Origin of the sequence: Mesorhizobium ciceri biovar biserrulae WSM1271, from assembly GCF_000185905.1 — a bacterium.
Classification (GTDB): Bacteria; Pseudomonadota; Alphaproteobacteria; order Rhizobiales; family Rhizobiaceae; genus Mesorhizobium; species Mesorhizobium ciceri.
The window spans coordinates 2,037,624-2,049,560 of sequence record NC_014923.1 but is presented as its reverse complement, the minus strand read 5'-3'; the positions used below and the strand labels follow the sequence as shown (position 1 = coordinate 2,049,560).

At 63.9% G+C, this 11,937-nt stretch carries 15 protein-coding genes; all 15 read left to right on the top strand.

Annotated elements, in window-relative coordinates; genetic code table 11:
• The first annotated feature begins 3 nt into the window (after positions 1-3).
• The 15 genes from flgF (at position 4) to MESCI_RS09785 (ending at position 11,803) form a co-directional block, all read left to right on the top strand.
• Positions 4-726: a flagellar basal-body rod protein FlgF gene (gene flgF, locus MESCI_RS09855; protein WP_013529801.1), complete on the top strand. Its 723-nt coding sequence runs from the start codon at positions 4-6 to the stop codon at positions 724-726.
• Between the two features lie 3 nt (positions 727-729).
• Positions 730-2,133, top strand: a complete 1,404-nt coding sequence (gene fliI, locus MESCI_RS09850; protein ID WP_013529800.1) for a flagellar protein export ATPase FliI — start codon at positions 730-732, stop codon at positions 2,131-2,133.
• Positions 2,120-2,959 (top strand): hypothetical protein, encoded by an 840-nt coding sequence (locus MESCI_RS09845; protein ID WP_013529799.1) that lies wholly within the window; start codon positions 2,120-2,122, stop codon positions 2,957-2,959. Before fliI ends, MESCI_RS09845 begins: the two co-directional genes overlap by 14 nt.
• An 80-nt stretch (positions 2,960-3,039) precedes the next feature.
• A complete protein-coding gene (gene flgB, locus MESCI_RS09840; protein WP_013529798.1) occupies positions 3,040-3,420 on the top strand; it encodes a flagellar basal body rod protein FlgB in 381 nt (126 codons plus the stop codon).
• A 2-nt stretch (positions 3,421-3,422) separates the two neighbouring features.
• Entirely contained in the window at positions 3,423-3,839 is a 417-nt protein-coding gene (gene flgC / locus MESCI_RS09835) for a flagellar basal body rod protein FlgC (protein WP_013529797.1), read from the top strand.
• Complete coding sequence (gene fliE, locus MESCI_RS09830; RefSeq protein ID WP_013529796.1) at positions 3,839-4,165, top strand: flagellar hook-basal body complex protein FliE; 327 nt, start codon at positions 3,839-3,841, stop codon at positions 4,163-4,165. Before flgC ends, fliE begins: the two co-directional genes overlap by 1 nt.
• 11 nt (positions 4,166-4,176) lie before the next feature.
• Positions 4,177-4,965, top strand: a complete 789-nt coding sequence (gene flgG, locus MESCI_RS09825; RefSeq protein WP_013529795.1) for a flagellar basal-body rod protein FlgG — start codon at positions 4,177-4,179, stop codon at positions 4,963-4,965.
• A gap of 3 nt (positions 4,966-4,968) precedes the next feature.
• Positions 4,969-5,496 carry a flagellar basal body P-ring formation chaperone FlgA gene (gene flgA, locus MESCI_RS09820; RefSeq protein ID WP_013529794.1) on the top strand — a complete coding sequence of 176 codons (528 nt, stop codon included), beginning with the start codon at positions 4,969-4,971 and terminating at the stop codon, positions 5,494-5,496.
• Positions 5,493-6,734: a flagellar basal body P-ring protein FlgI gene (locus MESCI_RS09815; RefSeq protein WP_013529793.1), complete on the top strand. Its 1,242-nt coding sequence runs from the start codon at positions 5,493-5,495 to the stop codon at positions 6,732-6,734. Before flgA ends, MESCI_RS09815 begins: the two co-directional genes overlap by 4 nt.
• Positions 6,735-6,743: 9 nt before the next feature.
• On the top strand, positions 6,744-7,325 hold the full coding sequence (locus MESCI_RS09810) for a MotE family protein (protein WP_013529792.1): 582 nt from the start codon (positions 6,744-6,746) through the stop codon (positions 7,323-7,325).
• Entirely contained in the window at positions 7,322-8,029 is a 708-nt protein-coding gene (gene flgH / locus MESCI_RS09805; protein ID WP_013529791.1) for a flagellar basal body L-ring protein FlgH, read from the top strand. Before MESCI_RS09810 ends, flgH begins: the two co-directional genes overlap by 4 nt.
• A 17-nt stretch (positions 8,030-8,046) precedes the next feature.
• Complete coding sequence (locus MESCI_RS09800) at positions 8,047-8,541, top strand: flagellar basal body-associated FliL family protein (RefSeq protein ID WP_013529790.1); 495 nt, start codon at positions 8,047-8,049, stop codon at positions 8,539-8,541.
• A complete protein-coding gene (gene fliP, locus MESCI_RS09795; protein WP_013529789.1) occupies positions 8,538-9,269 on the top strand; it encodes a flagellar type III secretion system pore protein FliP in 732 nt (243 codons plus the stop codon). The genes MESCI_RS09800 and fliP overlap by 4 nt, the downstream gene beginning before the upstream one ends.
• Before the next feature lie 200 nt (positions 9,270-9,469).
• Positions 9,470-10,471: a flagellin N-terminal helical domain-containing protein gene (locus MESCI_RS09790; protein WP_013529788.1), complete on the top strand. Its 1,002-nt coding sequence runs from the start codon at positions 9,470-9,472 to the stop codon at positions 10,469-10,471.
• A gap of 267 nt (positions 10,472-10,738) precedes the next feature.
• Positions 10,739-11,803 (top strand): flagellin N-terminal helical domain-containing protein, encoded by a 1,065-nt coding sequence (locus tag MESCI_RS09785; protein ID WP_013529787.1) that lies wholly within the window; start codon positions 10,739-10,741, stop codon positions 11,801-11,803.
• Positions 11,804-11,937: the final 134 nt, after the last annotated feature.

Sequence of the window (11,937 nt, the reverse complement as noted above, 5' to 3'; positions counted from 1 at the left end):
ATCATGCGGGACAGCCTGTACGTCGCTCTTTCATCGCAGATCGCGCTCGAGCGGCGCCTCGACACCATCGCCGACAACGTCGCCAACGCCTCCACGATCGGCTTTCGCGCCACCGGCGTGAAGTTCGAGGACGTCGTCTCTGGCACCGGGCAGAAATCGGTGTCATTCGCCTCCCCGGGCAAGACCTACCTTTCCGGCGCCCACGGTGCCTTGAGCGAGACCGGAAATCCCTTCGATTTCGCCATCCAGGGCGATGCCTGGTTCGCTATAGAGACGCCGGTCGGCACCGTCATGACCCGCGACGGCCGTTTTTCGATGAACGAGAACGGCGAGCTGATGTCGATCGAAGGCCACCCGGTGCTCGATGCCGGCGGCTCGCCGATCCAGCTTGACCCCCGCAACGGTCCGCCCAAGGCCGGGGCCGATGGTTCGTTGCGCCAGAACGATCAGCTTGTCGGATCGATCGGCCTCTACAATTTCGATCCAGGCGCGAACTTCGTCCGCTATGGCAATTCCGGCATTGTTCCGGCACGCACCCCGGAGCCTGTCACCGATCGCTCCGATATCGGCGTTGCCCAAGGTTTTCTCGAAGAGTCCAATGTCAATCCGGTGCTGGAGATCACCAGGTTGATCATGGTCCAGCGCGCCTTCGAGAACACGGCCGCCCTGATGCGCCAGACCGACTCGTCCACCGACGAGGCGATCAAGACGCTCGGCTCGAAATAGTCCATGTCGCTCGACCAGCCATCCCTGCGGGCACTCGAAAGACAACTCCAGCCGGCACCGGAAGACCGGCTTGCCGCCCTGGAACGGGTCTGGCGGCGTTTCGCCGACGCCGAGGCACTGCTCAAGCGCGGCGGCCGCGTCATCGAAGTCACGCCCACGCACTACAAGGTGCACGGCCTTTCCAGCTTCGCCAGGCTGGGTGACATCGTCGAGCAGCCCGGCCATGCCGGTGCGCGCCGCGGCGAGATCGTCAAGATCGGCCGCGACGAGGCCGTCGTGGCACCCTTCGAACGCAGCGCCGATTCCGGCATCGGTGATGCCGTGTTCCGCCGCGGTCCGCTTGTGGTGGCACCGCATGCCTCATGGCGCGGCCGCACCATCGACGCACTCACCAGGGCGATCGATGGCGGCCCGCCGCTCGCCCGGGGAGACGACACATCGCGCGGCGCCCAGACGACGCCGGGCGCCATGGCGCGGCAACGCGTCGGCACTGCCTTCATGACCGGCGTCAAGGTCATCGATATCTTCACGCCGCTCTGCTTCGGCCAGCGCCTCGGCATCTTTGCCGGCTCCGGCGTCGGCAAGTCGACGCTGCTCGCCATGCTCGCCGGAGCCGACGCATTCGATACCGTCGTGGTGGCGCTCATCGGCGAACGCGGCCGGGAAGTCCGTGAATTCCTCGAGGACACGATCGGCGACAGCATGGCCAAGACCATCGCCGTCGTCGCCACCAGCGACGAAAGCGCCATGATGCGCCGGCGTGCGCCGGACACCGCCATGCGCGTCGCCGAGCATTTTCGCGACCAGGGGCATCGCGTTTTGCTGGTGCTGGATTCGATCACCCGCTTCGCTCACGCCTTGCGTGAGGTGGCGACGGGAACCGGCGAGCCGCCGGTCGCCCGCGGTTATCCGGCCTCGGTGTTCACCGAATTGCCCAAGCTGCTCGAACGCGCCGGGCCGGGTACGGAAGGCAAGGGATCGATCACCGCCATCATTTCCGTACTGGTCGACGGCGACGATCACAACGACCCGGTCGCCGATTCCGTGCGCGGCATCCTCGACGGCCATGTCGTGCTCGACCGCACGATCGCCGAACAGGGTCGCTATCCCCCCGTCAACCCGCTGTCGTCCATATCGCGGTTGGCCGGAAAGGCCTGGAGCGTCGAACAGCGCGCGCTGGTGACAAGGCTGAAGTCGATGATCTCGCGCTTCGAGGACACACGCGATATCCGCTTGCTCGGGGCCTATCAGGGCGGCGTCGATGCCGAACTCGACATCGCCGTGCGCCAGGTGCCGCTGATCTATGAAGCGCTGACGCAAGGGCCGAAGGATCGCCCCTCAGCCGACCCGTTCTCCGATCTCGCCCGCCACCTCAAGAGCAAGCTGAACGCCGATGCCGGAGACTGAACGCGAATACACCGAGCGCATCCTGCGCGACATGATCGCCGAGGCCAATGCCGCGCAGCAGGCAGAGGCTGACACAGCGAGAACTGCCAAGGCAAAGGCCGCCCGTGCCATCGCGGCCAAAGCCGAGGCCGTTCTGGCCAGAGCCGTCAAGCCAATCCTGCCACGGGCTGGCAAAGCCGATCCTGATCTGGCCAGGCCCATCGAACCCGCTCTGTCCCGGGCTCCCCAGGCGGTGGCTGCCGAGATGACGCAGGCCAGCCGGGAATCGCTGATCGACGGCCTGTTCCCGCGCACCGAATGGCCGCAGCCGCCAAAGGCGCCGTTTCCCCGACTGGAGAGGAAGTCCGACCGACGCAGCGATTTCGTCATTGCCGCGCTCGGCATCGCGCTCGGCCTGATCTGCGCCCTGTTCCCCTGGTATATCTTCTTCAACCAGGACCAGTTTGGCGTCCAGGCGATGAAGTTCGGCGGCACAGGCTCTAATTCCGGGCGAGCGGGCGGCGGCGTGGTCGCCGAACGCAGCGCGCCGCTGACGGCAAAGGACGTTCCCGCGGCCAATCTCGATCTTCTTGCCACGGGGACGGTGCGGGATGATGCCGATCCCGCAGCCGCATCCGACGAGCAACCGTTTCCGGCCGACGCGGCGAAATTCCGCATGGTTCATGTCGCCAACGGCCGCGCCATGATCCAGGACGACGCTGGCCTCTGGATGGTCCAGCGCGGCTCGATACTGCCGGATTCCAGCAAGGTATCCTCCATCGAGCAGCGCAACGGCAAATGGGTCATGGTCACCAGTGCCGACCAGGTGATCGAACTGTCCCGATAAACGATCTCCGGCTTCCGGCCATCCGCAAGGCCCGCGCAAGACTGGCGGCCTAGTCTCTGGGTACCTGCTCGGAGATTCCCATGGAGCCCGTTTCCCTTTTCGACCTCGCCGCCAAGCAAGCGCAATGGCTGGCCGTGCGCCAGTCGGCCGTCGCCGGCAACATCGCCAATGCCAACACGCCAGGCTATACGGCAAACGACGTCGAGCCATTCGAAAAAGTGCTCGACCGCGCCGCCGTATCGCTGCAGGCCACCCAGGCCGGCCATCTCGGCAATGCAGCGACCAATGCCGGCTTCACCATCAAGCCGCAGGAAGATGACGGCGTTGTCATGCCGTCCAAGAACTCGGTCGTGCTGGAAGACCAGTTGCTGAAGGCCGGCGAGGTGCGCCGGTCCTTCGAGCTCAACACGGCGATCGTCAAGGCGTTCCATTCGATGATGATGATGGCGGTGAAGAGCTGACCATGGACGCACTGACCGCAGCCCTCAAAGTCGCAGCATCCGGCCTCGGCGCCCAGTCGGAACGCCTGCGCGTGGTTTCCGAGAACCTCGCCAACGCCCAGTCGACGGGCACCGCGCCCGGCTCCGACCCTTATCGCCGCAAGACCATCAGCTTCGTCTCCGAGCTCGACCGGGCCTCCGGCAGTTCAACGGTTGCAGTGAACTCGATCGATCGAGATCCCAGTGACTTTCCAGTCGAGTTCCAGCCCGGCAACGAGGCCGCCGACGAGAAGGGCTACGTCAAGATGCCCAACGTCAACGTGCTGATCGAAATGGCTGACATGACCGAGGCCAATCGCTCCTACGAGGCCAACCTTCAGGTGGTCAAGCAGGCCCGCGACCTGATTTCCATGACCATCGACCTGATGAGGAACCAGTAATGATCAGCGGTATCGGAGCCCTTCAGTTCAAGCCGTCGATCGGCGGCGACGACGCGGCGACAAGCCTGCTCCAGGGCGGCGCGACACCGTCAGCCGGTGGCAATGTCGGCACCTCCTTTGCCGAAGCGCTGAGCCAGGCAGCCTCCAAGACCGTCGACACGATGCAGAACGCCGAGCAGGTATCGATGCAGGCGCTCAAGGGCGATGCCGACACCCGCCAGGTGGTCGACGCCGTGATGAGCGCGCAGCAGGCGCTTCAGACCGCAGTCGCGATACGCGACAAGGTGGTCTCCGCCTATCTCGAAGTCAGTCGAATGGGCATCTGAGGAATTCCGCCATGAAAGCACTCGCCATCGCCGCCACCGGCATGAATGCCCAGCAAACAAATCTGGAAGTGATCGCCAACAACATCGCCAACATCAACACCACCGGCTACAAGCGCGCCCGTGCCGAATTCTCCGACCTGCTCTATCAGGTCGACCGCACGCAAGGCGTGCCCAACCGCTCCAACGCCTCGCTGGTGCCGGAGGGCGTCTCGATCGGCCTCGGCGTCAAGACGACGGCGGTGCGCAACGTGCACACCCAGGGCGAACTGACCAGCACCGGCAACAGTTTCGACCTGGCGCTGACCGGCAGGGGCTGGTTCCAGATCGAGGGTGCCGACGGCGGCACGCTCTACAGCCGCGCCGGCGCTCTCAACACCAACGCCACCGGCCAGTTGGTGACGGTCGACGGCGCTGCGGTCATTCCGGCAATCAATGTTCCCGTTGATGCCGTCGAGGTCATCGTCAACAAGACCGGCCAGGTCTTCGCCCGCATCGACGGCCAGACCGACCTGCAGAACCTCGGTCAGCTTCAGATCGCCAATTTCGCCAACGAGGCCGGCCTGGCGCCGCTCGGCGACAATCTGTTCCAGGAAACCACGGCTTCGGGGCCCGCGAATGTCGGCGTGCCTGGCGATCCCGGTTTTGCCACCATCCAGCAGGGCTATCTCGAAGCCTCCAACGTCGACCCGGTCAAGGAAATCACCGAGCTGATCTCGGCGCAGCGCGCCTATGAGATGAACTCCAAGGTCATCCAGGCCGCCGACGACATGGCCTCCGTGGTCTCCAAGAACATCAGGTAACGCATGATGTCGACGCCCGGCCTCCTGTCTGCATTCCGCCGCACCGCGCTCGTCCTTGCGCTGGTGACCGGCACGATGCCGGCTTTTGCCCAGGAATCGGCCAACCAGTCGGCCAACCGGATCGCCAGCAATCAAGCTGGCGGCGAGGTGGTGCTTATTCCGAGCCGGGTTATCTATCCCGGCGAGACCATCAACCTGGCTGCCCTGAAACAGGTCACCCTTGTCGTCGGCAAGCACAAGCCGGAGGCGGTCGCCACACGGGCCGAGGAACTGGATGGCAAGGTCGCCAAGCGCACCTTGCTGCCCGGCCGCTACATTCCCTCCGCCGCCATCCGCGAGGCCTGGCTGGTCGAACAGGGTGCCTCCGTGCAGATCTTCTTCATCGCCGGCGGCCTGACGATCTCGGCGACCGCCGTAACGCTGCAGCCAGGAGCCGCGGGCGACCTCGTCAAGGTTCGCAACATCGACAGCGGCAAAATCCTGTCCGGCACGGTGATGGCGGATGGAACCATCCAGGTCAGCGCTTCATGATGCGCGGGCTTACCTTGATCCTGGCAGCCGTGCTTGGCCTGCAGCCGGCGCTGGCCGACGGCCTGACACCGAAGGCCAAGCGCGAGCTCGCCGCCAAGAATGGCGGCGTCTACAACGATCCCGAATATGATCCGGCCACCACCAGCCGCATGTTCCGGGTTTCGACCGGGCCGAGTTCGCTGCCGCCGGGCCAGGTCGCCTCGCGTATCAAGGACATCGCCCAGCTGCAGAGTTCGCGCGACAATCAGCTCGTCGGCTACGGCCTGGTCATCGGCCTTGCCGGATCGGGCGACAGCCTGCGCAACTCGCCATTCACCGAACAGTCGATCCGCGCGATGCTCGAAAACCTCGGCATCGCCACCGAAGGCGGCAGCGCGCGCGCCAAGAATGTCGCCGCCGTCATCGTCACCGCCAACATGCCGCCCTACGTGCAGTCGGGCGCCCGCATCGACATCGACGTCTCCTCGATGGGCGACGCGACCTCGCTTTCCGGCGGCACGCTGATCATGACGCCGCTGAAGGCGGCGGACGGCGAAATCTATGCCGTCGGCCAGGGCTCGGTCATCGTGTCCGGCTTTACCGCGCAAGGACAGGCCGAGCAGCTGACGCAAGGCGTGCCGACCGCCGGCCGCGTGCCCAACGGCGCCATCGTCGAGCGTGCTGTCCAAGCCGAATTCGACGATCAGGCGATCCTGACGCTGCAGCTGCGCAATCCCGATTTCTCGACCGCAATCCGCATCGCGGATGCCATCAACGACTACACCGGCCAGCGCTTCGGCATGCGGGTGGCGGCCGAGCGCGATTCGCGCACCGTCCAGATCAGGAGGCCGAAGGGTGTCTCGGCGGCGCGCTTCTATGCCGAAATCGAGAATTTGGTGGTCGAATCCGACACGCCGGCCCGTGTCGTGATCGACGAGCGCACCGGCACCATCGTCATCGGCAATGACGTCAAGATCTCACGGGTCGCCATCAGCCACGGCACGCTCACCGTGCGCATCACCGAAGCGCCGCGCGTCGTCCAGCCCGAACCCTTCTCCAAGGGCGAGACCGCGATCGAACCGTTCACCGCCATCGACGCCAGCCGGCCCGACGCCCGCGTTGCCGTGCTTGACGGACCCGATCTCCAGACCCTCGTTTCCGGCCTCAACCGCCTCGGCGTCAAGCCGGACGGCATCATCGCCATTCTGCAGGGCATCAAGTCGGCCGGGGCCCTGCAGGCCGACCTGGTTCTGCAATAGGCGATGCCGATGACGCGCTCCTTCCCACGCCACGACAGACACCGCAAAGCCGCGATCCTGCTTGCGACCGCTTTTCTCGCGGCTCTGCCCTTTGCCGGCGGCACCGCGCGCGGCGAGGAGACGGTCCGCCAGGTCCTGCCGGGAGCACAGGTGGCGGCGGCGCCGCAGCAACTGACACGGGAAAAGGCGCCGGACCAAAGCGAGATCGAGCGCTTCTGCTCAAACATCGCCGATGCCGCCCGCGACCGCCGCTATGTCCTGCAGGCGCAGGAACTGAAGCAGCTCCAGGCTGGCATTGACGAGCGCATGAAAGCTCTTGATGCAAAGAAAGCTGAATACGAGACCTGGCTGAAGCGGCGCGAGGTTTTCCTGGCCCGGGCCGAGGACGGCGTCGTCCAGATCTACGCCGGTATGAAACCGGACGCCGCCGCCGAGCGGCTGGCCATCGTCAACGCCGACCTGGCTGCGGCTATATTGATGAAGCTCGATTCACGCAAGGCGAGCGTCATCCTCAACGAAATGGACCAGAAGGCGGCGGCGACGCTCACCGGCATTATGGCCAGCGCAGCCCGAAGGGTAGATCCGTCATGATCCGGAAGATGCTTGTCCTGTGCGCGGTTGCCATGCTGTCCGGTTGCGGAACCAACCTCAAGGAGGTCGGCAGAGAGCCGGCCCTGTCCCCGGTCGGCTCCGGCATCGATGGCGGCAGCACCGGCTCGCTCTATCGATATCCGCAAACGCCGCCAGCGCCGGTCAAGAAATTCTCGTTGTGGGACGACCGCCAGAGCCGGCTGTTCACCGACCCGCGGGCGCTGTCCCAGGGCGACATCCTGACGGTCAAGATCAAGATCAACGATCGCGCCAACTTCAAGAACCAGAACGACAGGAGCCGCACCGCCAATCGCAAGCTCGGTTATGACCTCAGCGCGCAGTGGGACAAGTGGAGCACCGCCGGCAAGGGCGCCGGGGCTCTCAGCTCCACCACCGACACGACGGCTGACGGCGAGATCAAGCGCTCGGAAACGCTTGAACTCAATGTCGCGGCGATCGTCACCGATGTGCTGCCCAACGGCAATCTGATGATCACCGGATCGCAGGAAGTGCGCGTCAATGCCGAGCTCAGGGTGCTGACGCTCGCCGGCATCGTGCGGCCGGCCGATATCGGCGCCGAAAACACCATCCCCTACGAACGCATCGCCGAGGCCCGCATCTCCTACGGCGGACGCGGTCGCATCACCGAGGTCCAGCAACCTGCCTACGGCCAGCAGATCCTCGACCAGGTTCTTCCGTTCTAGGATCGGGGCAGGGCGCCGTGGCAAATATTGAACAGGTTCAGCCGCGCAAGGGTCCCTCCCCTGTCATTCAGGCCGGCATGCTGCTGCTTGTGACGGCGGCCGCCATTGGCGTGGGTTGGATGTCCGGCGGTTATCTCAAGGGCGTCGGCGCACCGGCGTCGGTACCGGTCGCGCCTGAGAACGAAGGTAAGATCATGCAGCCCGCCGCAGCCGAGCAACCAGGCCTGGGCCCGATGCTTGTCGTGCTGGCGCCGATCACCACCAACATCGCCTCGCCTGCCGGCACCTGGATCAGGATGGAGGTGTCCGTCGTCTATGACGCGCCGCAGCCACAGGCAATGTCGGATGACATCCACCAAGATCTCCTGGCCCTGGTGCGCACGTTGAAGATGCATCAGATCGAGGGAGCCAGCGGCTACCAGCACCTGAAGGCCGACCTCGAAGAACGCGCCGCGATCCGCAGCCAGGGTCACGCCAAACAGGTACTCATCAGGACATTGCTGCTCGAATGAGAAAGTTCCTTCTCGCCACCGCCATGATCGCCGCCGCCACCTCCATCGCGGCGGCTCAGCAGCTCGATCTCGGCGGCATCGGCAAGGCTGACGGCACCACCGTCGGCTACATCATCCAGATGTTCGGCCTGCTGACTGTTCTGTCGGTCGCGCCGGGCCTGCTGATCATGGTGACCAGCTTCACCCGCTTCGTCATCGCCTTCTCGATCCTGCGCGCCGGCATCGGCCTGCAGTCGACACCGGCAAACCTCATCCTGATTTCGCTGTCGCTGTTCATGACCTTCTATGTCATGGCGCCGACCTTCGATCAGGCCTGGAACACCGGCGTCAAGCCGCTGATGGACAACCAGATCACCCAGACCGAAGCCTTCGACAAGATTTCCGATCCGTTCCGCACCTTCATGCTGCACAATGTGCGTGACAAGGATTTCGACCTCTTCGCCGATCTCGCCCGCGAGCGCGGCCAGACCGTTTCGCGCGACACCGTCGACCTGCGCATCCTGGTGCCCGCCTTCATGATCTCGGAGATCCGGCGCGGCTTCGAAATCGGCTTCCTGATCGTGCTGCCATTCCTGGTCATCGACCTGATCGTCGCCACCATCACGATGGCGATGGGCATGATGATGCTGCCGCCCACTGTGGTGTCGCTGCCGTTCAAGATCCTGTTCTTCGTCCTGATCGACGGCTGGAACCTGCTTGTCGGCAGCCTGGTGCGCTCCTTCAACTGACTCTGCCGCGCCGGCTCGAAATTCCAGCAATATATTTTCGATTAACCGTCCGGTTTAGCCCTTTGGTAGGGACTTGCCCGCATATTCGCTCGCAGATGGCGGGTGATCGATTTCAGAGATCATTGGCATGATGCCGCACCGTCATACCGGGAGGCCCGGTATGTCAAAAAAACACCTGTAAAAACCAAGGTACGAGTACCATGTCCAGCATCATGACGAACTCCGCCGCGTTGACGGCTCTGCAGAGCCTTAACGCCACCAGCAAATCCCTCCAGGACACCCAGGCCCGCATCTCGACCGGTTATCGCGTCTCGCAGGCCTCGGACAACGCCGCTTACTGGTCGATCGCCACCACGATGCGCTCCGACAACCAGGCAATGTCCACCGTTTCGGACGCTCTCGGCCTCGGCGCCTCGAAGGTCGACACCGCCTATACCGGCATGAACAGCGCGATCTCCACCATCAACCAGATCAAGGCAAAGCTGCTGGCTTCCTACGGCCAGACGGACGCCTCGAAGGAAAAGACCCAGACCGAAATCACCGCTCTTCAGGCGCAGATGAAGTCCTACGCCGACGGCGCCACCTTCTCCGGCACCAACATGCTGTCCGTAGACAGCGGCTCAACAGCCACGACGGCTGCCGATGTGAAGATCCTTTCGGCCTTCAACCGTGACGCGGCCGGCGCATCTTCGATCTCGACCATCGACGTCAAGGTGGAAAGCATCAAGCTCTATGAAGCTGGTACCACCTCGGGCCTCGCGAAGGGCATCCTTGACACGTACCGCCTCGGCAGCGACGGCAGTGTGGCCGCAGCGGTCTCCGGCACGCAGACAGCTCTAGGGGCGGCTGCACTGGCCACCGACACCTATTCGGCCGCCTCGCTTTCCATCTTCTCGGGTGGCACGGCTGCCAGCGATTCGCAGATCAAGCAGATGCTGACCGTCATCGACTCCGCGCTCGCCGATATGACCAACTCGGCCACCACGCTCGGCGCCGCCAAGAGCAGTATCGACCTGCAGAAGACCTTCACCTCGGACCTGATGGACTCCATCGACCGCGGCGTCGGCCAGCTCGTCGATGCCGACATGAACAAGGAATCGACCCGTCTGCAGGCCCTGCAGGTCCAGCAGCAGCTCGGCGTGCAGGCGCTGTCGATCGCCAACGGTTCCTCGCAGTCGATCCTGTCGCTCTTCCGCGGCTGATCGCCTCCGCTCAACCACGGTTCGCACTAGAAATTCGGGCCGCGCCAAAAGCGCGGCCCTATTTGCGTTTGCTCCAGCCCCGCACAATCCTCGATCCTTAACTCTCAAAAGCCAGCTTTTAACAGGCTGTTAACCATGCCGCGCTAGTTATGGTTAACCAATAGCTTACGACAGTTGGCGAATCGGTCCGACCGGCACGATGCCAATCGTTGAACAGGCCCATCCGGCATGTCTGAGCATGTCGGCTTTTGAGAAGGAGCGACTTTCTTGGCGAGCATCATGACCAACGCCTCGGCGTTAACCGCACTTCAAAGCCTCAGCGCCACCAACAAGTCGCTCGAACAGACACAGGCCCGCATATCGACCGGCTATCGGGTCTCGCAGGCTTCGGACAACGCCGCCTATTGGTCGATCGCCACCACCATGCGCTCGGACAATTCGGCCCTGTCGACGGTGCAGGATGCACTCGGCCTCGGCGCCTCGAAAGTCGATGCCGCCTACACCGGCATCACCAACGTGCTGACGACGATCGGCCAGATCAAGACCAAGGTGTTGTCCATGGTCGGCCAGACGGATGCCGCCAAGGCGAAGACCCAGACCGAGATCAAGGCGCTTCAAACGCAGATGAAGTCCTTTGCCGATGCGGCCACCTTCTCCGGCTCGAATTTCCTCGCGGTGACCTCCAAGCAGGTCACGTCCGCCAATGATGGCGTCCAGCCCGACTCGCAGATCGTGTCCTCATTCAATCGCTCTTCATCCGGCGCTGTCTCGATCGGAACGATCAACATCAATGTCGAGGGCACCAAGCTTTTCGACTACGGCCTTGCCGCCGAAGTCAAGAACCAGGGCGTCCTCGATCGCCAGACCTCCATCTATTCCACGGGCGCCGCCCAGACCCTGTATGACAACGCCTATGCTGGCGTGATCGCGGGCGGAGGAACGGATATCGCCGCGAACACTGCCGGCCAGACGGCGGCGGGAGCGGTCACCAAGGTCAACAATATTTCCGCCTACAACCTCGACATCACGGCCCCAGGGGTGACCGACGGCATCATCACCCAGATGGTCACCATGATGGACAAGGTCATGGCCCAGTTGACTGATTCCGCCACCATCATCGGTTCGGCCAAGAGCTCGATCGACCTGCAGAAGACCTTCACCCAGAGCCTGATGGACTCCATCGACCGCGGCGTCGGCCAGCTCGTCGACGCCGACATGAACAAGGAATCGACCCGCCTCCAGGCCCTGCAGGTGCAGCAGCAGCTCGGCATCCAGGCACTGTCGATCGCCAACAGCTCCTCGCAGTCGATCCTGTCGCTGTTCAAGAACTAATCGCGGGCGCCACCGGCGCCCTCCTTTCGCATCCCAACTGACGGGCCGCGCCGCAAGCGCGGCCCGATTTCATTTTCGCACAAGCTTCGAAGACTAGAGTTCCGGCGGACAATCATGCTGGGAGTCGTCGAACC